Source organism: Agromyces sp. H66 (assembly GCF_004959775.1).
Taxonomy (GTDB): domain Bacteria; phylum Actinomycetota; class Actinomycetes; order Actinomycetales; family Microbacteriaceae; genus Agromyces.
Genome location: NZ_SJZG01000002.1, coordinates 37,750 through 60,272 on the forward strand (window position 1 = coordinate 37,750; position 22,523 = coordinate 60,272).

At 72.0% G+C, this 22,523-nt stretch carries 19 protein-coding genes and 1 tRNA gene; 19 read left to right on the top strand and 1 reads right to left on the bottom strand.

The window, feature by feature from the left end:
- The 19 genes from EZM51_RS03455 to EZM51_RS03545 all read left to right on the top strand — a co-directional run bounded on the left by EZM51_RS03455 (window position 1) and on the right by EZM51_RS03545 (window position 22,422).
- Window positions 1-1,959: a primosomal protein N' gene (locus tag EZM51_RS03455; RefSeq protein ID WP_136706865.1), complete on the top strand. Its 1,959-nt coding sequence runs from the start codon at window positions 1-3 to the stop codon at window positions 1,957-1,959.
- A 37-nt stretch (window positions 1,960-1,996) separates the two neighbouring features.
- On the top strand, window positions 1,997-2,923 hold the full coding sequence (gene fmt, locus EZM51_RS03460; RefSeq protein ID WP_136706866.1) for a methionyl-tRNA formyltransferase: 927 nt from the start codon (window positions 1,997-1,999) through the stop codon (window positions 2,921-2,923).
- A gap of 86 nt (window positions 2,924-3,009) precedes the next feature.
- The gene (locus EZM51_RS03465) at window positions 3,010-4,407 is read left to right on the top strand and encodes a transcription antitermination factor NusB (protein WP_136707281.1); all 1,398 of its coding nucleotides are present in this window, start codon (window positions 3,010-3,012) and stop codon (window positions 4,405-4,407) included.
- A gap of 9 nt (window positions 4,408-4,416) precedes the next feature.
- Window positions 4,417-5,100, top strand: coding sequence for a ribulose-phosphate 3-epimerase (gene rpe, locus EZM51_RS03470; protein ID WP_136706867.1), 684 nt, complete (start codon window positions 4,417-4,419; stop codon window positions 5,098-5,100).
- Window positions 5,101-5,109: 9 nt separating this feature from the next.
- Complete coding sequence (locus EZM51_RS03475; protein ID WP_136706868.1) at window positions 5,110-5,373, top strand: phosphoribosyl-ATP diphosphatase; 264 nt, start codon at window positions 5,110-5,112, stop codon at window positions 5,371-5,373.
- 44 nt (window positions 5,374-5,417) lie between these two features.
- Window positions 5,418-6,257 (top strand): ATP phosphoribosyltransferase, encoded by an 840-nt coding sequence (hisG, locus tag EZM51_RS03480; RefSeq protein WP_136707282.1) that lies wholly within the window; start codon window positions 5,418-5,420, stop codon window positions 6,255-6,257.
- 7 nt (window positions 6,258-6,264) lie between these two features.
- Window positions 6,265-7,026, top strand: a complete 762-nt coding sequence (hisF, locus tag EZM51_RS03485; RefSeq protein WP_136706869.1) for an imidazole glycerol phosphate synthase subunit HisF — start codon at window positions 6,265-6,267, stop codon at window positions 7,024-7,026.
- Window positions 7,027-7,088: 62 nt separating this feature from the next.
- On the top strand, window positions 7,089-7,430 hold the full coding sequence (gene hisI / locus EZM51_RS03490) for a phosphoribosyl-AMP cyclohydrolase (protein ID WP_136707283.1): 342 nt from the start codon (window positions 7,089-7,091) through the stop codon (window positions 7,428-7,430).
- A gap of 14 nt (window positions 7,431-7,444) precedes the next feature.
- A complete protein-coding gene (locus EZM51_RS03495; protein ID WP_136706870.1) occupies window positions 7,445-8,968 on the top strand; it encodes an anthranilate synthase component I in 1,524 nt (507 codons plus the stop codon).
- Window positions 8,965-9,624, top strand: a complete 660-nt coding sequence (locus EZM51_RS03500; protein ID WP_136706871.1) for a Trp biosynthesis-associated membrane protein — start codon at window positions 8,965-8,967, stop codon at window positions 9,622-9,624. Before EZM51_RS03495 ends, EZM51_RS03500 begins: the two co-directional genes overlap by 4 nt.
- A 35-nt stretch (window positions 9,625-9,659) precedes the next feature.
- Entirely contained in the window at window positions 9,660-9,890 is a 231-nt protein-coding gene (locus tag EZM51_RS03505) for a DUF6704 family protein (RefSeq protein WP_136706872.1), read from the top strand.
- A 3-nt stretch (window positions 9,891-9,893) separates the two neighbouring features.
- Entirely contained in the window at window positions 9,894-10,664 is a 771-nt protein-coding gene (gene trpC / locus EZM51_RS03510) for an indole-3-glycerol phosphate synthase TrpC (RefSeq protein WP_136706873.1), read from the top strand.
- Window position 10,665: 1 nt separating this feature from the next.
- Complete coding sequence (gene trpB / locus EZM51_RS03515; protein WP_136706874.1) at window positions 10,666-11,874, top strand: tryptophan synthase subunit beta; 1,209 nt, start codon at window positions 10,666-10,668, stop codon at window positions 11,872-11,874.
- Complete coding sequence (gene trpA / locus EZM51_RS03520) at window positions 11,871-12,656, top strand: tryptophan synthase subunit alpha (protein ID WP_136706875.1); 786 nt, start codon at window positions 11,871-11,873, stop codon at window positions 12,654-12,656. The genes trpB and trpA overlap by 4 nt, the downstream gene beginning before the upstream one ends.
- A 58-nt stretch (window positions 12,657-12,714) precedes the next feature.
- Window positions 12,715-13,725 carry a prolipoprotein diacylglyceryl transferase gene (gene lgt / locus EZM51_RS03525; RefSeq protein WP_136706876.1) on the top strand — a complete coding sequence of 337 codons (1,011 nt, stop codon included), beginning with the start codon at window positions 12,715-12,717 and terminating at the stop codon, window positions 13,723-13,725.
- Window positions 13,726-13,832: 107 nt separating this feature from the next.
- Complete coding sequence (gltB, locus tag EZM51_RS03530) at window positions 13,833-18,410, top strand: glutamate synthase large subunit (RefSeq protein WP_282568128.1); 4,578 nt, start codon at window positions 13,833-13,835, stop codon at window positions 18,408-18,410.
- 53 nt (window positions 18,411-18,463) lie between these two features.
- A complete protein-coding gene (locus EZM51_RS03535) occupies window positions 18,464-19,921 on the top strand; it encodes a glutamate synthase subunit beta (RefSeq protein WP_136706878.1) in 1,458 nt (485 codons plus the stop codon).
- A gap of 70 nt (window positions 19,922-19,991) precedes the next feature.
- Complete coding sequence (gene pyk / locus EZM51_RS03540; RefSeq protein WP_136706879.1) at window positions 19,992-21,407, top strand: pyruvate kinase; 1,416 nt, start codon at window positions 19,992-19,994, stop codon at window positions 21,405-21,407.
- Window positions 21,408-21,438: 31 nt separating this feature from the next.
- A complete protein-coding gene (locus EZM51_RS03545; RefSeq protein WP_136706880.1) occupies window positions 21,439-22,422 on the top strand; it encodes a CapA family protein in 984 nt (327 codons plus the stop codon).
- Between the two features lie 10 nt (window positions 22,423-22,432).
- Here EZM51_RS03545 and EZM51_RS03550 read toward each other — a convergent pair.
- Window positions 22,433-22,515: transfer RNA gene (locus EZM51_RS03550), tRNA-Leu, on the bottom strand.
- Between the last annotated feature and the right edge of the window lie 8 nt (window positions 22,516-22,523).

Here is a 22,523-nt window from a genome sequence, read left to right on the forward strand (position 1 = left end):
ATGCCGGGCGGCGCCGTCGCCAGGGTGCTCGTCGACTCCCCGTTGCCGCAGCTCGACCAGCTCTTCGACTACGCCGTGCCCGAGCGGCTCGCCGACGCCGCGAAGGCCGGCGTGCGGGTCAGGGTGCCGCTCCGCTCGGGCGGGCGCATCGCCGACGGCTGGATCGTCGACCTCGCCGACACGAGCGACTACCACGGCACGTTGAGCGAACTCGAGGACGTCGTGTCCGCGGTTCCGCTGCTTCGACCCGAGGTCTGGGATCTCGCGCGAGCCGCGGCCGACCGTGCGGCCGGAAACGCGAGCGACATCCTGCGCCTGGCCATTCCGAGCCGCTATGTGCGCGTCGAACGGTCGTGGCTCGCCGCCCAGCACGACCCGGGCCCCCTGCCGACCGGCCTGCCGCCCATTCCGGGCGCGGAACCCGGCCGCATCGAGGCGGGCCTCGAGCGAGGCGAGCGGATGTCGCTCGCCGCCGATCCCCGCCCGGTGCGGCTCCCGACCGGCGAATGGGTCGGCGCATGGGCCGCCACCCTCGCCCAGGCGGCCGCGCACGCCCTCGCCGCCGACCGCTCGGCGCTCCTCGTCGTGCCCGACTACCGCGACCAGGAGCAACTCGAGGCGGTACTCGCGGCATCCGTCGATCCGCGTCGCGTGCTGCGCACCGACGCCCGGCAGTCGGGCGGCGACCGGTACCGTGCGTTCCTCGACGCGACCCGCCCCGACGCCCGCATCATCGTGGGCAACCGCTCGACGGTGTACTCGCCGGCCGCCCGGCTCGGGCTCATCGCGATCTGGGACGACGGCGACCCGCTCCTGGCCGAACCCCTGGCCCCGGGCGTGCACGCTCGCGACGCGGCGCTCATCCGGCAGGAGCAGTCGGGCGCCGCGCTGCTCATGGTCGCCCACACCCGCAGCGTCGACGTGCAGCGGCTCGTCGAGATCGGCTGGGTGCACGAGGTCGCCCCATCGAAGCACGTTCGCCCGCGGGTGATCCCGACCGAGCAGCAGGCGACCCCCGAGCCCGGGTCCGCTCGCATCCCGACGCTCGCCTGGCGGCAGGCCCAGGAGGCCGTGCGCGACGGCCCGGTGCTCGTGCAGGTCGCGCGACCGGGCAATGCGCCGCTCCTCGCGTGCGACCGGTGCCGGGAGCCGGCGCGGTGCGCCGCATGCGGCGGGGGACTGGCCGTGCCCCGAGAGGGCGGCACGGCCAGGTGCGTGCTGTGCGGCACGAGCGCGAGCGGTTGGCGGTGCACCGTGTGCGACGGCACGAGGCTCCGCGCGGTCACGGTCGGTGCCAGCCGCACGGCCGACGAGCTGGGGCGCGCGTTCCCGAGGACGCGGGTGATCCTCTCCGACGGCGAACGCCCGGTGCTGCGAGTCGGCCCCGAGCCCGCGCTCGTCGTCGCCACGCGGGGCGCCGAGCCGATCGCCGACGGAGGCTATCGTGCCGTGCTGCTCCTCGACGGCGAGCGGATGCTCCTGCGCGAATCCCTGCGCGTCGCCGAGGACTGCCTGCGGTGGTGGTCGAACGCGAGCGCACTGGCGGCACCGGGCGCCCCCGTCTTCCTGGTGGGCGTGGCAGGAGCACTCGCGACCGCACTCACCACGTGGCACCAGGCCGACTGGGCCGACACCGAGCTCGCGGCGCGCCGGGCGCTCCGGTTCCCCCCGGCAGTGCGGGTGGCGAGCGTGACCGCCGGGCATGCGGCCGTGGCGCATACCGTCGAGGCAGTGCGGGATCTCGACGGCGTCGACGTGCTCGGGCCGGCGCCCGCCGACGATGAGGGCCTCGAGCGCGCGATCGTGCGCTTCGACTACGCGGCCGGCGCGCGGGTCGCCCGTGAGCTGCGCGCCGAGATGATCCGCGTCGCGACCGAGCGCCGTCGGCCCGTCGCCGGGCGCCCGGTGCGACGCCCGCGCGTGCTCCGGGTGCGTTTCGACGATCCCGACGTGCCGTGATCCGGCGACGGCCCGGCCCCGTCGGCCACAATGGAGTGTGCAGAAGCTCCGCCTCGTCTTCGCCGGTACGCCGGCCGCCGCCGTCCCGTCGCTCACCCGGCTCGCCGCGAGCGGCCACGAGGTGGTCGCCGCGGTGACCCGTCCGGCCGCGCCGCTCGGCCGCAAGCGCGTGCTCACGCCCTCGCCCGTGGCCTCGGCCGCCGAGCGGCTCGGCATCCACGTGATCGAGGCCGCCCGGCTGGACGCCGACGCGACCGGCCGGATCGGCGCGCTGCGTCCCGACCTCGGCGTCATCGTCGCCTACGGCGGGCTCGTGCGGGAGCCGCTGCTCTCGGCGCCCGCGGCCGGCTGGATCAACCTGCACTTCTCGCTCCTGCCCGCATGGCGCGGCGCCGCACCCGTGCAGCACGCCCTCATCGCCGGCGACGCCGAGACCGGGGCATCCGTGTTCCGGCTCGTGCCCGAACTCGACGCGGGCGACGTGTACGGCGAGCGACGCCGGGAGATCGCGCCCGGCGAGACCGCCGGAGACCTGCTCGACGCGCTCGCGGTCACCGGTGCCGACCTTCTCGCCGAGGTCGTCGACGCGATCGCCGGGGGCACGGCGATCGCGACGCCGCAGTCGGGTGCGCCCTCGTTCGCGCCCAAGCTCGGCATCGACGATGCGCGCCTCGACTGGACCCTGCCGGCGGCGCGCGTGCGCGACCGGTTCCGCGGGGTCACGCCCGAGCCGGGTGCGTGGACCACGGTCGACGACCAGCGCCTCAAGGTGCTCGACCTCGCCGACGCGCCCGACGCCGTTCCGCTCGCGCCTGGGGAGATCGCCGCGCCGGGACGCCGCATCCTCATCGGCACGGGCACGCACCCGCTCGAGGTACGTCGCGTGCAGCCCGCCGGTCGCACGGCCATGTCCGCCGCCGACTGGTGGCGCGGCGCGGGCCGTGATCGGGCGGTGGCACGGTGAGCGGAGGCGGGCGTGGACGCCCGGCCGGCGCGGACGGAGCGCGGGGCGACGGCTCGCGGCGACCGCGGCGCGGCACGGCGGAACGCATCACGGCGGCCCGGCTCGTGGCGTACGACGTGCTCGAGGCGGTGCGTGCCGACGAGGCGTACGCGAACCTGCTGCTGCCCGTGCGCATCCGCCGAGCCGGTCTCAGCCGGGCGGATGCCGCGTTCGCGACCGAGCTGACCTACGGCACCCTGCGCATGCGCGGCCTCTACGACCGCATCATCGAGCTCGCCGCGGGCCGACCGGTGAGCGCCATCGACCCGGCCGTGCTCGACGTGCTGCGCCTCGGCACGCACCAGCTCCTCGCCACGCGCGTGCCCACGCACGCCGCGGTGTTCGAACAGGTCGCGCTCGCCCGTCGCGTCGCGCCGAAGGCGGCGGGGTTCGCCAACGCCGTGCTGCGCACCGTCTCCCGCACGTCGCCCGAGGCATGGCGCGAGCTCATCGCCGAGGGGGCGTCGAACGACGACGAGCGCCTCGCCCGGCTCGAGAGCCACCCGGCCTGGGTGGTGCGCGCCCTCCGCGCGGCCCTCGAGCGGGAAGGGCGGGGAGCCGAGCTCGAGCAGCTGCTCGAGGCCGACAACGCCGCGCCGCGCGTCAACCTGGCCGTGCTGCCCGGGCTCGGGACCCAGACCGGGCAGATCGAGGGCTTCGAGCCCGACCGGTTCTCGCCGATCGGCGGAACCGCCGCCGATCCCATCGCCGTGGCCGAGGCATCCGGCGGCCGGGTCCGCGTGCAGGACGAGGGATCGCAACTCGCCGCACTCGCGCTCACCCGCGCGGAGCCGGTGCGCGAGGGGGAGCGCTGGCTCGACCTCTGCGCGGGCCCGGGCGGGAAGACCGCGGTGCTCGCGGCCGAGGCGCTCGCCGGCGGCGCGAACCTCGTCGCGAACGAACTGGTGCCCGCCCGCGCCGAACTCGTGCGGCGGGCGATCGCGGCCGTGCCGCTGCCCGTCGAGGTGCGCGTCGGCGACGGCCGCGACCTCGACCCCGCCGACCTCGGCGCGCCCGACGGCTTCGATCGCATCCTGCTCGACGCGCCCTGCACGGGTCTCGGTGCGCTCCGACGTCGCCCCGAGGCGCGCTGGCGCAAGGAGCCGGCGGATGTCGCGGAGCTCACCCGCCTGCAGGGCGAGCTGTTCGACACCGCCGTGCGAGCCCTCGCGCCCGGCGGCATCCTCGCGTACGTGACCTGCTCGCCGCACACCGCCGAGACCCGGGGCACGCTCGCCGCCGCGCTCGAGCGCTGGCGCGGACGCGTCGAGCAGCTCGACACCCGGGCGGCCGCCGAGGCGGTGTCGAGGCATCCGCTCGACCTGGACGGTGATCCCGAGACCGTGCAGCTCTGGCCGCATCGGCACGGTACCGACGCCATGTTCATCGCGCTCGTGCGGCGCACCGGCGCCGACGCGGACCCGGCGGTCGACGGGCCTCGGTAGGCTGACGTCATGACGACGCGGATCAACCCGAGCATCCTCGCTGCCGACTTCGCGAACCTCGAGCGCGAGCTCGGGCGCATCGACACCGCCGACCTCGTGCACGTCGACATCATGGACAACCACTTCGTGCCGAACCTCACGTTCGGGCTGCAGATGGTGCGGCGGCTGCAGGAGGTCTCGCCGATCCCGCTCGACGTGCACCTCATGATCGAGGACCCCGACCGGTGGGGTCCCGCCTACGCCGAGGCCGGAGCATTCTCCGTCACGTTCCACGCCGAGGCGGCCGGCGAGCCGGTCGCCCTCGCGCGTCGGCTGCGCGCCCTGGGCGCGCGGGCCGGAATCGCGCTGAAGCCGGGCACCGACGATGCGCCCTACATCGACCTCCTGCCCGAGTTCGACCAGGTGCTCGTGATGACGGTCGAGCCGGGCTTCGGCGGCCAGTCGTTCATCCCGGAGACCATGCCGAAGCTCGCTCGGCTCGCCGACGTGATCCACGACGCGGGGCTCGACGTGTGGCTCCAGGTCGACGGCGGCATCACGGAGGAGACGATCGGCATCGCCGCCACCGCCGGCGCCGACACGTTCGTGGCCGGGTCGCACGTCTTCAACGGCGAAGTGCCCGCCGAGCGCATCGCGTCGCTGCGGGCCGCCGCCGCCGCGCACTCGCACCGGCCGGGCTCCGGGCACCGGTAGTCTGGACGGGTGAAGACCTTCGACGACCTCTTCGTCGAGCTCAGCCACAAAGCCCGCACCCGCCCAGAGGGTTCCGGCACCGTGCGCCAGCTCGACGCGGGCGTGCACGCCATCGGCAAGAAGATCGTCGAGGAGGCGGCCGAGGTCTGGATGGCCGCCGAGTACCAGAGCGACGACGAGACCGCCGAGGAGATCTCGCAGCTCGTCTACCACCTGCAGGTGCTGATGCTCGCGAAGGGGCTCACCCCCGCCGACGTGTACCGACATCTCTGATCACGCACATGACCGATCAGAACCGTCGACCCGAAAGCCAGGGAATGCTCCGAATCGCCGTGCCCAACAAGGGCTCGCTCGCCGAGACCGCCGCGCAGATGCTGTGGGAGGCCGGGTACACCGGTCGCCGCGACCCGCGCGACCTGCACACCGCCGACCCCCGCAACGGGGTCGAGTTCTTCTACCTCCGTCCGCGCGACATCGCGACCTACGTCGGCTCGGGCGCCCTCGACGTGGGCATCACCGGGCGCGACCTGCTGCTCGACTCCGGGTCCGAGGCGACCGAGATCGCGCCGCTCGGCTTCGGTGAGTCCACGTTCCGCTTCGCGGGTCCCGAGGGGCGGTTCGACGAGCTCGCCGACCTCGAGGGCGTCCGCGTCGCGACGAGCTACCCCGGCCTCGTGGGCGACTTCCTCGCCCGGCACGGCGTCACCGCGAAGCTCGTGAAGCTCGACGGCGCCGTCGAGTCGGCCGTGCGGCTGGGCGTCGCCGATGCGGTGGCCGACGTCGTCTCGACGGGGTCCACGCTGCGCAAGGCCGGGCTCGAGATCTTCGGGCCCGTCATCCTCGAGTCCGAGGCCGTGCTCATCGGCTCGGGCGTGGAGCGGCCGGGCGCCGCGACGCTGCTCCGCCGCCTGCAGGGCGTGCTTGTCGCCCGGCAGTACGTGCTGCTCGACTACGACGTGCCGGTCGAGCACCTCGAGCGCGCCACGGCGGCGGCGCCGGGCTTCGAGTCGCCGACGGTCTCGCCGTTGCACGACCCCGAGTGGGTCGCCGTGCGCGTCATGATCCCGCGCGTCGACATGAACCACGTCATGGACGACCTCTACGCGCTCGGCGCGCGCGCGATCCTCGTGAGCGCGATCCACGCGGCGAGGCTGTGAGGCTCGGATGACCCTCGCCGTCCGCGTGATCCCGTGCCTCGACGTGGCCGCCGGCCGCGTCGTGAAGGGCGTGAACTTCCAGAACCTGCGCGACGCCGGCGACCCGGTCGAGCTCGCCGCGCGCTATTCCGACCAGGGAGCCGACGAACTCACGTTCCTCGACGTCACCGCCACCGTCGACGACCGCTCCACGACCTACGACATGGTCCAGCGGGTGGCCGAGCAGGTCTTCATCCCGCTCACCGTGGGCGGCGGCGTGCGCTCACCCGACGACGTCGCGCGCCTGCTCGGCCACGGCGCCGACAAGATCGGCGTGAACAGCGCGGCCATCGCGCGGCCCGCGCTCGTGGCCGAGATCGCCGACCGGTTCGGAGCCCAGGTGCTGGTGCTCTCGCTCGACGTCAAGCGTTCCGGCCGCACCGAATCGGGGTTCGTCGTGACGACGCACGGCGGCCGAACCGAGACCGCCCTCGACGCGCTCGAGTGGGCGCGCACCGCCATCGACCTCGGCGCCGGCGAGCTTCTCGTCAATTCGATCGACGCCGACGGCACCAAGCAGGGGTTCGACCTCGAGCTCACGGCCCTCATGCACGAACTCTCGCGCGTGCCGGTGATCGCGTCGGGCGGTGCCGGCTCGGTCGACGACTTCGCGCCGGCGATCGCCGCCGGCGCCGACGCGGTGCTCGCGGCATCCGTGTTCCACAACGGCGAGGTGACCATCGCCGAGGTGAAGGCCGCCCTCGCCGCCGACGGGAGGATCGTGCGATGACCCAGCCCGGAGACGAAGAGCTGGAGCGCGACGAGGAGGCGTGGTCGCCCGGCGCGTCGCCGATGGATCGCGCGACGTTCAACGCCGACGGGCTGCTGCCCGCGATCATCCAGCAGGAGGGCACCGGCGAGGTGCTCATGCTCGGCTGGATGGACCGGGAGGCCATGCGCCGCACGCTCACCGAGGGCCGCGTCACGTTCTGGTCGCGGTCGCGGCAGGAGTACTGGCGCAAGGGCGACACCTCCGGCCACGTGCAGTACGTGCGCTCGGCGGCGCTCGACTGCGACGCCGACACGCTGCTCGTCACGGTCGAGCAGGTCGGCGCCGCCTGCCACACCGGCACCCGCACCTGCTTCGACGGCGACCCGCTCGAGGTCGTGCAGGGCTCGCCCACCACCGACTGAACCGAGGAGACCCCGTGCCAGGCGCCACCACCACGTTCGACGAGTTCACCGCACTCCTGTCGGGTCGGCGCGTCGTGCCGGTGACGCGGGAGCTCTTCGCCGACGGCGAGACCCCCGTGGGCATCTACCGCAAGCTCGCCGAGGGCCGGCCCGGCACGTTCCTGCTCGAGTCGGCGGAGCAGGGCGGCATCTGGTCGCGCTACTCGTTCGTGGGGGCGTCCTCCTACGGCGTGCTGACCGAGAACGACGGCCGCGTCGAGTGGCAGGACTACGGGCTCTCCGCCGAACGTGCGCTGGGCGACGCCGCGAGCCTCGCCCCGCTGGCCGCGCTCGAGGCGCTCCACCAACGCTGGGCCACCGAGGACGTCCCCGGCGCGCCGCCCCTCACGGGCGGGCTCGTGGGCTTCATCGGCTGGGAGGCGATCCGCCAGATCGAGCACCTGCCGAACCGGCCGCCCGCCGACTACCGGATGCCCGGACAGGCGTTCTGCTTCGTGTCCGAGCTCGTCGTCATCGACCACCGCACCGGCACCGTGCAGCTCGTCGCGTCGGTGCTCAACGACGGCGCGGAGTCGCCCGATGCGCTCTGGACGGGCGCGCAGGAGCGCCTCGACCGGATGCAGCGGGCGCTCGCCCTCCCGTCCGAGGCGTGGCTCGCCGAGATCGACCTGACGACGCCCGCGACGCCGCGTCACCGCACCGAGAAGGCCGACTTCATCGCCGCGGTGGAACGCGCCAAGGAGTACATCCGCGAGGGTGACGTCTTCCAGGTGGTGATCTCGCAGCGATTCGAGCAGGAGGCGACCGCGCATCCGCTCGACGTCTACCGGGTGCTCCGCAGCCTCAACCCGAGCCCGTATATGTACGTGCTCCACCTCGACGACCCGTCGGGGGAGCCGTACTGGATCGTCGGCTCCTCGCCCGAAGCGCTCGTGAAGGTGCAGGACCGACGCGTCTTCACGCATCCCATCGCGGGGTCGAAGCCGCGCGGGGCGACCCCCGAGGAGGACGCCGACCTCGAGGCCGAGCTCGTGGCCGACCCGAAGGAGCAGGCCGAGCACCTCATGCTCGTCGACCTCGCCCGAAACGACCTGGCGAAGGTGTGCACGGCCGGATCGGTCGAGGTGACCGAGTTCATGCGCGTCGAGCGGTTCAGCCACATCATGCACCTCGTATCGAGCGTCGAGGGTGATCTGGCGCCCGGGCGGAACGCGGTCGACGTCTTCCGTGCGACCTTCCCCGCCGGCACCCTCTCGGGCGCGCCGAAGCCGCGCGCCCTCGAGATCATCGACGAACTCGAGCCCGCGCAGCGCGGCCTCTACGGCGGAGTCGTCGGCTACTTCGGGTTCGGCGGCGACGCCGACCTGGCCATCGCGATCCGAACGGCCACGATCTCGGGCGGTGTCGCGCGCGTGCAGGCGGGCGGTGGCCTGGTCGCCGACTCGGTGCCGGAGTCCGAGTTCCAGGAGTCGCAGAACAAGGCCGCCGCGCCGCTCCGGGCCGTCGCCGTGGCGAACGCCATGCGGAGGGTCGGGTGAGCGCGGCCGGCATGAAGCTGCCCGCGCTCGTGGGCACGATCCTCGGCGCCGGCCTCGCGCTCCTGTCGTGGAGCCAGACCTGGTTCGAGCTCGAACTGGCGGATGCCGCGGCGAGCAGCACGGGCGAGGAGATCGCGGTGCCCGGCAGCATCGCATCGCCGGCGCTCGCGGCGCTGGGACTGGCCGGCCTCGCCCTCGTCGCCGCGCTCGCGATCGCGGGTCCGGCGATCCGGGTGGTGCTCGCCGGACTCGAGGTGATCCTCGGCGGCTGCGTGCTGCTGGCCACGGGCCTGAGCCTCGGAGACCCGATCGCGGCCGTGTCGCCGGCGGTGACGGATGCCACGGGCGTGTCCGGCGCCGGTCCCACCGCCGACCTCGTGGCCTCCGCCGTGCCGACCGCGTGGCCCGCGGCCGCGCTGGTCGGCGGGGTCCTGCTCGTCGCGGCGGGCGTCGTCGTGCTCGCGACGGGCACGCGCTGGCCCGCGTCGGCGCGACGATACCGCTCGCCGCGCCTCGTCGAGGCAGATGCGGGCGCGCCCGCCGCGCGCGGGCGCGCGGCATCCGATCGCGCCATCGACGACTGGGACGAACTCAGCCGCGGCGATGACCCGACCGACGAGCCGCAGGACGACGGCCGACCCGGAGCCAGCCGCTAGACTGGTGGACGTACCCCTGTCACGAAGGAGCATCAATGAGCACTGAGACCGCTGATCCCGGCCACGGACACTCGCCCGCGGCGTGGACCGCCGTCACGATCATGCTCATCGCCTTCGTCATCGGCACGGTGGCCTTCTTCCTCGACGTGCAGTGGCTGGTCTGGGCCTGCGCCGTGCTGCTCGTCGTCGGCCTGCTCGTCGGCTGGATCCTCGCCCGAGCGGGCTACGGGGTCGGCGGCGACAAGGTCACGCCGAAAGAACACTGACGCGTGCTCTCCGAGCTGACGGCGAACGCGGTCGCCGACGCTGAGGCGCGCCGTGCGGCGCGCCCGCTCGTCGACGTCGAACACGAGGCGCTGCTGCGCCCCGCCGCGATCGACGCGCTCGAGGTGCTGCGCCCGGCCGACCACGTCAAGGTCATCGCCGAGATCAAGCGGTCGAGCCCGTCACGCGGCTCGCTCGCGCCCATCGCCGACCCGGCCGCGCTCGCGCGCAGCTACGAGCTCGGCGGTGCGAGCGCCATCAGCGTGCTCACCGAGGGCAGGAAGTTCGGCGGCTCGCTCGCCGACCTCGAGTCGGTGCGCGCCGCCGTCGCGCTCCCCGTGCTGCGCAAGGACTTCATCTCGACGCCCTACCAGGTGTTCGAGGCACGCGCGGCCGGCGCCGATCTCGTGCTCCTCATCGTGGCCGCGCTCGACGACGCCACGCTCCGGGAGCTGTTCGACCTCATCGTCGACCTCGGCATGACGCCGCTCGTCGAGACCCACTCCGCCGACGAGCTCGAGCGCGCCGCGGCGCTCGGTGCTCGGCTCATCGGCGTGAACGCCCGCGACCTGTCGACCTTCGACCTCGACCGCGACCTCTTCGGCCGCCTGGCCGACCGGTTCCCCGAGGGCGCTGTCCGCGTCGCCGAATCGGCGGTGCAGTCGGCCGCCGACGTCGCCCGTTATCGTGCGGCGGGCGCCGACGTGGTCCTCGTCGGCGAGGCGCTCGTCACGGGCGACCCCGTAGCCAATCTTCGAGCATTCCTGGCGGTGTGACATGGCGCTCAGAGCGCAGACCGGTCCGTACTTCGGCGACTTCGGCGGGCGATTCGTGCCCGAATCGCTCATCGCCGCCCTCGACGAGCTGAGCGAGGCCTACACGCTCGCCAAGCTCGATCCCGAGTTCGGCGCCGAGCTCGCCGAACTCGGCCGCAGCTACACGGGTCGTCCGTCGATCATCACCGAGGTGCCCCGGTTCGCCGAGCACGCGGGCGGCGCACGCGTCATCCTGAAGCGCGAAGACCTGAACCACACGGGCTCGCACAAGATCAACAACGTGCTCGGGCAGGCGCTGCTCACCAAGCGCATCGGCAAGCATCGCGTCATCGCCGAGACGGGTGCCGGCCAGCACGGCGTGGCGACGGCGACGGCCGCGGCGCTCTTCGGGCTCGAGTGCACGATCTACATGGGCGAGGTCGACACCGAACGCCAGGCGCTCAACGTCGCCCGCATGCGTCTCCTCGGCGCCGACGTCGTGGCCGTCACCGCCGGTTCGCGCACCCTCAAGGACGCCATCAACGAGGCGATGCGCGACTGGGTCACGAACGTCGAGACGACGAACTACATCTTCGGCACCGTCGCCGGCCCGCACCCGTTCCCCGAGATGGTGCGCGACTTCCAGAAGGTCATCGGCGAGGAGGCACGTCAGCAGGTGCTCGACCTCACCGGCGCCCTGCCGACCGCCGTCACCGCGTGCGTCGGCGGCGGGTCGAACGCCATCGGCATCTTCCACGCGTTCCTCGACGACGTCGACGTCGCGCTCTACGGCTATGAGGCCGGGGGAGAGGGTGTCGACACGGAGCGGCACGCGGCCACCATCACCATGGGGCGCCCCGGCGTCCTGCACGGTGCGCGCAGCTACCTGCTGCAGGACGAAGACGGCCAGACCATCGAGTCGCACTCGATCTCCGCCGGCCTGGACTATCCCGGGGTGGGACCCGAGCACTCGTGGCTGTCGGCCCTCGGCCGGGCGACCTACCGTCCGGTCACCGATGCCGCGGCCATGGAGGCGCTGCGGCTGCTCTCGCGCACCGAGGGCATCATCCCGGCCATCGAGTCGGCGCATGCCCTCGCGGGCACGATGGAGCTCGGCCGCGAGCTCGGCTCCGACGCGACGATCCTCGTGAACCTCTCGGGACGCGGCGACAAGGACATGGACACTGCCGCGAAGTACTTCGAGCTCTACGACGAGGAGAACCCCAGGTGAGAACGGTCGGTCCCGTCATCCGGCGCCGCAACGACGAGGCGAACGGCGCGCTGATCGGTTACCTGCCCGTCGGCTTCCCGACGCTCGACGAGGGCGTCGACGCCGCCGTGGCGCTCGTCGAGCACGGCGTCGACGTGCTCGAGCTCGGCCTGCCCTACTCCGACCCCGTCATGGACGGTCCGGTCATCCAGGCGGCCACGCAGCAGGCCCTCGCGAACGGCTTCCGGCTCGCCGACGGCTTCGAGGCGGTGCGCCGCGTCACCGAGCGCACGGATGCCCCGGTGCTGGTGATGACCTACTGGAACCCCGTCGTGCAGTACGGCATCGACCGGTTCGCCGACGACCTCGCCGCCGCCGGCGGCGCCGGCCTCATCACGCCCGACCTCATCCCCGACGAGGCCGCCGAGTGGATCGCGGCATCAGAGCGCACCGGCCTCGACCGCGTGTTCCTCGCCGCGCCGACCTCGACCGATGCCCGCATCCGCCAGGCCGTGGACGCGAGCCGAGGCTTCGTCTACGCCGTCTCGACGATGGGCATCACCGGTGCCCGCAGCGACGTCGACGCCGCCGCGCGCACGCTCGTCGCGCGACTGAAGGCCGCCGGGGCTCCGGCGAGCTGCGTCGGCCTCGGGATCTCGACCGCCGCCCAGGTCGCCGAGGTGCTCGAGTACGCCGACGGCGCCATCGTCGGGTCCGCGCTGGTGAAGGCACTCGCCGACGGCGGCGTCGACGCCGCAGGCGCCCTCGCCGCCGAGCTCGCGCGCGGCACCCGGGCCGAGTGAAGTACGCTGACTGAGGCCCACGCGGCCGACGGTTCCCCGAGGAAAGGCAGCAGCCCGAGTGATCGCACCGCTCAGCATCCCGAGCCCCGACTACGACTGGCAGGCATGGGAGCTCAACCTGTTCGGGTTGCAGCTCAACATCAACACGTACGCGCTGTGCATCCTGCTCGGCATCATCCTCGCCGTCATGATCACCTCGCGCCGCCTCACCAAGCGCGGCGCGGAGCCGGGCATCGTGCTCGACATCGCGCTCTGGGCGGTTCCGCTCGGCATCATCGGTGCACGCATCTTCCACGTGCTCACCCACCCCGACGACTACTTCTACGAGGGTGCCAACGTCTGGAACCCGTTCGAGCCCGGAGCCGTCTGGAACATCTGGGAGGGCGGCAACGCCATCTACGGCTCACTGATCGGCGGCGCCGTCGGCGTCTGGATCGGCTGCCGCATGACGGGCATCCGCTTCTGGTCGTTCGCCGACGCGCTCGCGCCCGGCCTCCTCGTCGCGCAGGCCGCCGGCCGGCTCGGCAACTGGTTCAACCACGAGCTCTTCGGCATGCCCACCGACCTGCCGTGGGGGCTCGAGATCGAGGCGACGAACCCCGCGTTCCCGGCCGGGCTGCCCGAGGGCACGCTCTTCCACCCGACGTTCCTGTACGAGATCATCTGGAACCTCGCGGGCGCCGCGCTCATCATCCTCCTCGAGCGCAGGATCAACCTCCGCTGGGGCAGGGCGCTCGCGGTCTACCTCATCTGGTACGGCACCGGGCGCGCGTTCTTCGAGTCGATCCGCGTCGACCCGAGCGAGATGTTCCTCGGCATCCGTTCGAACGTCTGGGCGTCCTTCGCCGCCATCGTGCTCGGCATCGTGATCCTGGTGGTGCAGAGCCGCCGGCACACCGGCGCCGAGCCCAGTCCGTACGTTGCGGGCCGTGAATGGAAGGGTCCCGACGCTGGGGTAGACTCTGACGAAACCGAGTCCGACTCCGACTCTCTCGACGACGGCGTCGAGGGCGAGAACACCGCGGGCGAGACGGCAGCCACAAGCTCGAGCCGGTCGACCTCTCAGTAGGGCCCCTTCTCACGTTCTCCGAGGCGACGCCGCACCATGCGTCGCGATTTCCCTTCGCAGGGCCGACGACGTCCCCCGCTGCCACCTAGTTGATGAGGACGGTCCACGTGTCGCTCACTCCACCCTTCTCGAGGTTCGGTCTCGTTCCCGACGCGCAGGGCCTGTACGACCCTGCCGCCGAGAAGGACGCCTGCGGCCTCGCGATGGTCGCGACCCTCAGGGGCGCCGCGGGGCATGACATCATCACCGCTGCACTCGACGCACTCCGCCACCTCGAGCACCGCGGTGCCGTCGGCTCCGACGCGGGCACCGGCGACGGAGCCGGCATCATCACCCAGGTGCCCGACGAGTTCCTGCGTGCCGTCGCCCTGTTCCCGCTGCCCCCCGCGGGCGCCTACGCGGTCGGCAACGCCTTCCTGCCCGTCGACCCGACGGCTCGCTCGGGCGTGAAGCGGCGACTCGGCGAGCTCGCGGCATCCGAGGGGCTCGACGTCATCGGCTGGCGCGAGGTGCCCGTGCGTCCCGATGAGCTCGGCTCGCTCGCCCGCGCCGCGATGCCCGTCGTGCAGCAGGTGTTCGTGCGGTCCGCCGCCACCACGTCCGAGGGCGGCAGCATCGAGGGCATCGCGCTCGACCGGCTCGCCTTCCGGCTGCGCAAGCGCGCCGAACGCGAACTCGACCTCTACTTCGCGTCGCTGTCGTGCCGCACGCTCGTCTACAAGGGCATGGTCACGACGCTGCAGCTCGAGCCGTTCTACCCCGACCTGTCCGACGAGCGGTTCGCCTCGAAGCTCGCGCTCGTGCACTCGCGATACTCGACGAACACGTTCCCGTCGTGGCCGTTGGCGCAGCCGTTCCGCATGATCGCGCACAACGGCGAGATCAACACCATCCAGGGCAACCGCAACTGGATGCGGGCACGGCAGTCGCAGCTCGAGTCCGAGGAACTCGGCGACCTCGCGCCGATCCTGCCCATCGTGACGCCGGGCGCAAGCGACTCGGCCTCGTTCGACGAGGTCGTGGAGCTCCTCACGCTCGCCGGACGCAGCCTCCCGCATGCCGTCATGATGATGGTGCCCGAGGCATGGGAGAACCAGACCGAGATCGACCCGGCCCGCCGGGCGTTCTACGAGTACCACTCCATGCTCATGGAGCCGTGGGACGGCCCCGCCGCCATCGTCTTCACCGACGGCACGCTCGTCGGGGCCACCCTCGACCGCAACGGACTGCGTCCGGGCCGCTACCTCGTCACCGACGACGGGCTCGTCGTGCTCGCCAGCGAGATCGGCGTGCTCGACATCGACCCGAGTCGGATCGTGCGCAAGGGCCGCCTCCAGCCCGGCCGCATGTTCCTCGTGGACACCGAGGCGGGCCGCCTCATCGAGGACGACGAGATCAAGGCGCAGCTCGCGGCATCCGAACCCTGGGGCGAATGGCTCGAGGAGGGGCGCATCCGCCTCGCCGACCTCCCCGAACGCGAGCACATCGTGCACCCGCCGGCCTCGGTGAACCGCCGCCAGCGCACCTTCGGGTACACCGAGGAGGAGGTGCGGATCCTGCTCGCGCCCATGGCGAAGACGGGTCAGGAACCCCTCGGTGCGATGGGGTCGGACACGCCCGTCGCGGTGCTGTCCAAGCGCCCCCGGCTGCTCTTCGACTACTTCACCCAGCAGTTCGCGCAGGTGACGAACCCGCCGCTCGACTCGATCCGCGAGCAGGTCGTGACCTCGCTCGGATCGTCGGTGGGTCCCGAACGCAACCTCCTGTCGGCGGGGCCGGAGCATGCCCGCCAGGTCTCGCTGTCCTTCCCGGTCATCGACAACGACGAGCTCGCGAAGATCGTGCACATCGACCCGGCGCCCGGGCGGCGCACGACCGTCACGATCCGCGGCCTCTACCGCTTCGACGAAGGACCGCACGCGCTGCGCGATCGCCTCGCCGCGATCTGCGCCGAGGTCGACGAAGCCATCGACGAGGGTGCCGCGTTCGTCGTGCTGAGCGACCGCGACTCCAACAAGGACCTCGCTCCGATCCCGTCGCTGCTGATGCTCTCGACCGTCCATCACCACCTCATCCGGGCCGAGAACCGGATGAAGGTCGGGCTCATCGTCGAGGCCGGCGACGTGCGCGAGGTGCACCACGTCGCGCTCCTGGTGGGCTACGGGGCCGCCGCCGTGAACCCCTACCTCGCGATGGAGACGTGCGAAGAGCTCGTGCGCTCGGGCGTCATCACGGGCATCACGCCCGAGGATGCCGTGCACAACGTCATCAAGGCGCTCGGCAAGGGCGTGCTGAAGATCATGTCGAAGATGGGGGTCTCGACCATCGCGTCGTACGCCGGCGCCCAGGCGTTCGAAGCCATCGGGCTCGCGCAGGAGTTCGTCGACGAGTACTTCACCGGCACGACCTCGAAGCTCGGCGGCGTCGGGCTCGACGTCATCGCGGCCGAGAACCTGCACCGGCACACCTCGGCGTATCCCGAGGACGTCGCCGTGCGCGCCCACGAGCGCCTCGCAACGGGCGGCGAATACCAGTGGCGCCGCGACGGTTCACCGCACCTGTTCAACCCCGAGACGGTCTTCCGACTGCAGCACTCGACGCGCAACCGCCGCTTCGACGTGTTCCGCGAGTACACCTCGCTCGTCGACTCGCAGGCCGAGGAGCTCATGACGCTCCGCGGCATGTTCGCGCTCCGCACGGGCACCCGCCCGCCGGTGCCGATCGACGAGGTCGAATCGATCGAGTCGATCGTCAAGCGCTTCTCGACGGGTGCGATGAGCTACGGATCGATCTCGAAGGAGGCGCACGAGTCCCTCGCCATCGCGATGAACCGGCTCGGCGCCAAGTCGAACACGGGTGAGGGCGGTGAGGACCTCGACCGGCTCCTCGACCCCGAGCGCCGGAGCGCGATCAAGCAGGTGGCGTCGGGGCGCTTCGGCGTGACGAGCATGTACCTCACGCATGCCGACGACATCCAGATCAAGCTCGCCCAGGGCGCGAAGCCGGGCGAGGGCGGCCAGCTCCCGCCGACGAAGGTGTACCCGTGGGTCGCTCGCACGCGGCACGCGACGGCGGGCGTGGGGCTCATCTCGCCGCCGCCGCACCACGACATCTACTCGATCGAGGACCTCAAGCAGCTCATCTTCGACCTGAAGCGCGCGAACCCCAAGGCGCGCATCCACGTCAAGCTCGTGAGCCAGTCGGGCATCGGCGCGGTCGCCGCCGGCACGGCCAAGGCGCTCGCCGACGTCATCCTCGTCTCCGGGCACGACGGCGGCACCGGCGCGAGCCCGCTCAACTCGCTGAAGCACGCGGGCACGCCGTGGGAGCTCGGGCTCGCCGAGACGCAGCAGACGCTCATGCTGAACGGCATGCGCGACCGCGTCGTCGTGCAGGTCGACGGCCAGCTGAAGACGGGTCGCGACGTCGTCATCGGCGCACTGCTCGGCGCCGAGGAGTTCGGATTCGCCACCGCGCCACTGGTCGTGCAGGGCTGCGTCATGATGCGGGTCTGCCACCTCGACACGTGCCCCGTCGGCGTGGCGACGCAGAACCCCGAACTCCGCAAGCGGTTCACCGGCAAACCCGAGTTCGTCGTGAACTTCTTCGAGTTCATCGCCCAGGAGGTGCGCGAGTACCTCGCCGAACTCGGCTACCGTTCGCTCGACGAGATCATCGGCCGCCGCGAGCTCCTCGACGTCGACCGCGCCGTCGAGCATTGGAAGGCGTCAGGCCTCGACCTGTCGCCCGTTCTGGTCGGACCCGACTTCTCCGAGTCGGAGCCGCGCCGGAACTTCCGTGCGCAGGACCACGAGCTCGAGGAGCACTTCGACAACGAGCTGATCCGGCGCAGCCGCATCGTGCTCGAGGAGGGCGGCACGGTGCAGATCGAGCTGCCCATCAGGAACACCGAGCGCGCCGTCGGCACCATGCTCGGCCACGAGGTCACCGTCCATCGCGGCGAGCACGGACTGCCGCCCGGTTCGATCGACGTCACCCTCACGGGATCGGCCGGGCAGTCGCTCGGCGCGTTCCTGCCGAGCGGCATCACGCTGCGTCTCGAGGGCGACTCGAACGACTACGTCGGCAAGGGGCTGTCGGGCGGCCAGATCGTGGTTCGCCCGCCCCGCGGCAGCGGATTCGTCGCCGAGCGCAACGTCATCGCCGGCAACGTCATCGGCTACGGCGCGACGCGCGGCAGCATGTTCATCCGCGGCATCGTGGGCGAACGATTCCTCGTTCGCAACTCGGGCGCCACCGCGGTCGTCGAGGGCGTGGGCGACCACGCGCTCGAGTACATGACCGGTGGCCTCGCGCTCATCCTCGGCGAGACCGGCCGCAACCTCGGGGCCGGCATGTCCGGCGGCACGGCGTACGTGCTCGAACTCCGCGAGGGACGCGTGAACCGCGAATCCCTCAGCGCGGGCGAGCTCGAACTCCTGCCGCTCGGCAGCGCCGACCGCGAGATCGTGCGCGACCTGCTCGAGCAGCACCTCGAGACCACCGACTCCGCCGTCGCCGCCGCGCTCCTCGCCGAGGGCGACGCCGCGTTCGATCGCTTCACCAAGGTGCTGCCGCGCGACTACGCCGCCGTGCTGCGCACCCGTCAGAGCGCCGTCGACGAGGGGCTCGATCCCGACGGCGACGTGGTGTGGACTCGAATCCTGGAGGTGACCGGTGGCTGAGCGGATCGCTCGCCTGGACCGGGCTGTGCCCATGAACTGCGTGGAGGTGACGGGTGGCTGATCCCAAGGGCTTTCTGAAGGTCACCGAGCGGGAGCTGCCCAAGCGGCGGCCGGTGCCGGTGCGCATCATGGACTGGAAGGAGGTCTACGAGCCGGGCGACTCCGCCCAGCTCCGACGTCAGGCCGGACGGTGCATGGACTGCGGCATCCCGTTCTGCCACCAGGGTTGCCCGCTCGGCAACCTCATCCCCGAGTGGAACGACCTGATGTGGCGCGGCGAGGGCCGCGCCGCGATCGAGCGACTGCACGCCACGAACAACTTCCCCGAGTTCACCGGACGACTGTGCCCGGCGCCGTGCGAATCCGCCTGCGTCCTCGGCATCAACCAGCCGGCCGTCACCATCAAGCAGGTCGAGGTCTCGATCATCGACCAGGCGTTCGGCAACGGCTGGGTGCAGCCGCAGCCGCCCGGGCGACTCACCGGGAAGACGGTCGCCGTCGTCGGCTCGGGGCCCGCCGGGCTCGCCGCCGCGCAGCAGCTCACCCGCGCCGGGCACACCGTCGCCGTCTACGAGCGCGACGACCGCATCGGCGGCCTGCTGCGATACGGCATTCCCGACTTCAAGATGGAGAAGAAGCACCTCGACCAGCGCCTCGCGCAGATGACGGCCGAGGGCACCCGGTTCCGCGCCGGGGTGAACATCGGCGTCGACATCTCCTGGGAGCAGCTCCGCGAGCGCTACGACGCGGTCGTCGTCGCGACGGGCGCGGTCGTTCCGCGCGACCTCCCCATCCCCGGACGAGACCTGCCGGGCGTGCACTTCGCCATGGAGTACCTCACGCAGTCGAACCGCCGGGTCGCGGGCGACCCCGTCTTCGACCAGATCACGGCCGAGGGCAAGCACGTCGTCGTCCTCGGCGGCGGTGACACCGGGGCCGACTGCATCGGCACCGCGCACCGCCAGGGCGCACTGTCGGTGACCAACCTCGCCATCGGCAAGGAGCCGAGCCCCACGCGGCCGCCGGAGCAGCCGTGGCCGATGCATCCGACCGTCTTCGAGGTGCAGAGCGCCCACGAGGAGGGCGGCAACCGCCAGTACCTCGCGTCGACGGTCGAGTTCCTCGCGAACGAGGTCGGCGAGCTCCGTGCGATCCGCATCGCCGAGACCGAGTACCTCGACGGTCGCCGCGTGCCGAAGGCGGGCACCGAACGGGAGATCCCGGCCGACCTGGTGCTGCTCGCGCTGGGATTCACGGGCCCCGAGACCCGCGACCTCGACGAGCAGCTGCAACTGCCCGTGACCGAGCGCGGCAACGTCGAGCGCGACGCCGAGTACGCGACCTCGCAGCCGGGCGTCTTCGTCGCCGGCGATGCCGGCCGCGGGCAGTCGCTCATCGTGTGGGCGATCGCCGAGGGCCGGGCTGCGGCATCCGCCGTCGACCGATACCTTGAAGGCGACACGGAGTTGCCGAGCCCGATCCGGGCGAACGCGCGCGCCTTCGCCATCTGACCCCCCGGGCGCCTGACGGCGTCCCGTCACCACCCCGCGCCTCGGCGCAGAACATGGGAGCACACACCACATGAGACGTGCGAAGATCGTCGCCACCCTCGGGCCGGCGACATCGAGCTACGAGCAGATCCGCGCGATCATCGATGCGGGCGTCGACGTCGCGAGGATGAACCTCAGCCATGGCACGCACGACGTGCACGAGGCCGTCTACCAGAACGTGCGGAAGGCTGCGAACGACTCGGGTCGTGCGGTCGCGGTGCTCGTCGACCTGCAGGGGCCGAAGATCCGCCTCGGCAAGTTCGCCGACGGACCGTACGAGCTCGCCGAGGGCGACATCTTCAAGATCACGACCGAAGACGTCGTCGGCAGCAAGGAGATCGTCGGCACGACGTTCAAGGGCCTCCCGCACGACGTGGAGCCGGGCGATCACCTCCTCATCGACGACGGCAAGGTCCGCGTCGAGGTCGTCGAGACCGACGGCACCGTCGTCACCACGCGCGTCGTCGTCGCCGGCCCCGTGTCGAACAACAAGGGCATCAACCTCCCGGGCGTCGCCGTCAACGTGCCGGCGCTGTCGGAGAAGGACGAGGACGACCTCCGCTGGGGGCTCGAGCTCGGGGCCGACCTCATCGCGCTCTCGTTCGTGCGCAACGCCAACGACATCGAGCGCGTGCACGAGATCATGGAAGAGGTCGGCCGTCGTGTGCCGGTCATCGCGAAGATCGAGAAGCCGCAGGCCGTCGAGGCGCTCGACGGGATCATCGAGGCGTTCGACGGCATCATGGTCGCGCGCGGCGACCTCGGCGTCGAACTGCCGCTCGAGGCGGTGCCGATCGTGCAGAAGCGCGCCGTCGAGATCGCTCGGCGTCTCGCGAAGCCCGTCATCGTGGCGACGCAGATGCTCGAGTCCATGATCCACAGCCCGGTGCCGACGCGCGCCGAGACCTCCGACGTCGCGAACGCGGTGCTCGACGGTGCCGACGCCGTGATGCTCTCGGGCGAGACGAGCGTGGGCGAGTATCCCGTCGTCACCGTGGAGACGATGGCCCGCATCGTGGCGTCGACCGAGCGGCACGGCCTGGAGCGCATCCCGCCGCTCGGCACGAAGCCCCGCACGCAGGCCGGAGCCATCACGCTCGCGGCCGTCGAGGTCGCGGACTTCGTCCAGGCGAAGTACCTGTGCGTCTTCACCGAGACGGGCGAGTCGGTCAGGCGGATGGCGCGCATCCGCTCGGTCATCCCGATCCTCGCGTTCACGCCCTATCCCGCCATCCGCCGGCGGATGGCGCTCAACTGGGGCGTCGAGTCGTTCGTCGTCGATCGCGTCACGCACACCGACCAGATGGTCGGGCAGGTCGACGAGGTGCTCGCCAAGACCGGCATGGCGGAGGCCGGCGAGAAGGTCGTCATCATCTCGGGTTCGCCTCCCGGCATCCCCGGCACGACGAACGACGTGCGCGTGCACGTCGTCGGCGACGTACTCTAGGAGCATCCCAAGCCCCGGCGGAGGAGGATCAATGGAGATCGCCTTCGTCGGTGACGTGATGCTCGGCCGGCTCGTGGCGGAGGAGCTCCGCCGACGGCCGCCCGAGTTCCCGTGGGGCGACACGCTTCCGCTGCTGCGCGGGGCCGACGTCCTGGTGGGTAACCTCGAGTTCGTGCTCGCCCGCGACGGGCGGCCGTGGCCCGGCAAGGTCTTCCACTTCCGCGCCGACCCCGAGGCCGTGGCGTGCCTCGAGGCGGCCGGCTTCGACCTGGTCTCCGTGGCGAACAATCACGTGCTCGATTTCGGAGCGGATGCCGCGCTCGAGTCCCTCGGGATCCTGGAGGCACGCGGCATCCGCTTCGCCGGTGCCGGGCCGGATGCCGCGTCGGCGCGCCGTCCGGCCGTCATCGACCGCGACGGCGTGACCGTCGCCATGCTCGCGTTCACCGACAACGAGCCCGGCTGGGAGGCGGGCGCCGATTCGGCCGGGGTGCGGCACGTGCCCGTCGACCTCGGCGACTCCAGGGCGACGGCGGTCGTCGACGACGTCCGCGAACTGCGCGAGGCCGCCGACCTCGTCGTCGTGTCGGCGCACTGGGGCGGCAACTGGGGCGTCGACGTGCCGACGAGCCACCGACGGTTCGCGCACGCGCTCGTCGACGCCGGCGCCGACGTGGTGTTCGGGCACTCGCCGCACATCGTGCGCGGCGTCGAGGTGTACCGGGGTCGGCCGATCCTCTACGGTGCCGGCGACTTCGTCGACGACTACGCCGTGGATCCGGTCGAGCGCAACGACCGCGCCTTCGTGTTCAGGCTGCGCACCGACGGGCCGGTGCCCGCACGGTTGTTCCTGCACCCGACCGAGATCGTGGGCTTCCAGGCCCGAATGGCAGGCCGGGACGCCCCTGAGTTCGCCCAGGAGATGACGCGACGCTGTGCCGCGCTCGGCACGCGCGCCGTCTGGGACGAGGGCCACCGATGCCTGACGATCGACCTCGTCGACCACGCCGAATGAGTCGGTTCGGTGCCGGTGGTGGGGGTCGAACCCACACGCCCTTTCGGGCAAAGCATTTTGAGTGCTCCGCGTCTGCCATTCCGCCACACCGGCCAGAGGCC

What these genes read in the sequence shown, in the direction of transcription:
- rpe (WP_136706867.1), top strand. Translation starts at nt 4,417, where the DNA reads ATGACGACGCGGATCAACCCGAGCATCCTCGCTGCCGACTTCGCGAAC.
- hisI (WP_136707283.1), top strand. Translation starts at nt 7,089, where the DNA reads ATGGATCGCGCGACGTTCAACGCCGACGGGCTGCTGCCCGCGATCATC.
- hisG (WP_136707282.1), top strand. Translation starts at nt 5,418, where the DNA reads ATGCTCCGAATCGCCGTGCCCAACAAGGGCTCGCTCGCCGAGACCGCC.
- EZM51_RS03505 (WP_136706872.1), top strand. Translation starts at nt 9,660, where the DNA reads ATGAGCACTGAGACCGCTGATCCCGGCCACGGACACTCGCCCGCGGCG.
- trpB (WP_136706874.1), top strand. Translation starts at nt 10,666, where the DNA reads ATGGCGCTCAGAGCGCAGACCGGTCCGTACTTCGGCGACTTCGGCGGG.
- hisF (WP_136706869.1), top strand. Translation starts at nt 6,265, where the DNA reads ATGACCCTCGCCGTCCGCGTGATCCCGTGCCTCGACGTGGCCGCCGGC.
- EZM51_RS03455 (WP_136706865.1), top strand. Translation starts at nt 1, where the DNA reads ATGCCGGGCGGCGCCGTCGCCAGGGTGCTCGTCGACTCCCCGTTGCCG.
- pyk (WP_136706879.1), top strand. Translation starts at nt 19,992, where the DNA reads ATGAGACGTGCGAAGATCGTCGCCACCCTCGGGCCGGCGACATCGAGC.
- EZM51_RS03545 (WP_136706880.1), top strand. Translation starts at nt 21,439, where the DNA reads ATGGAGATCGCCTTCGTCGGTGACGTGATGCTCGGCCGGCTCGTGGCG.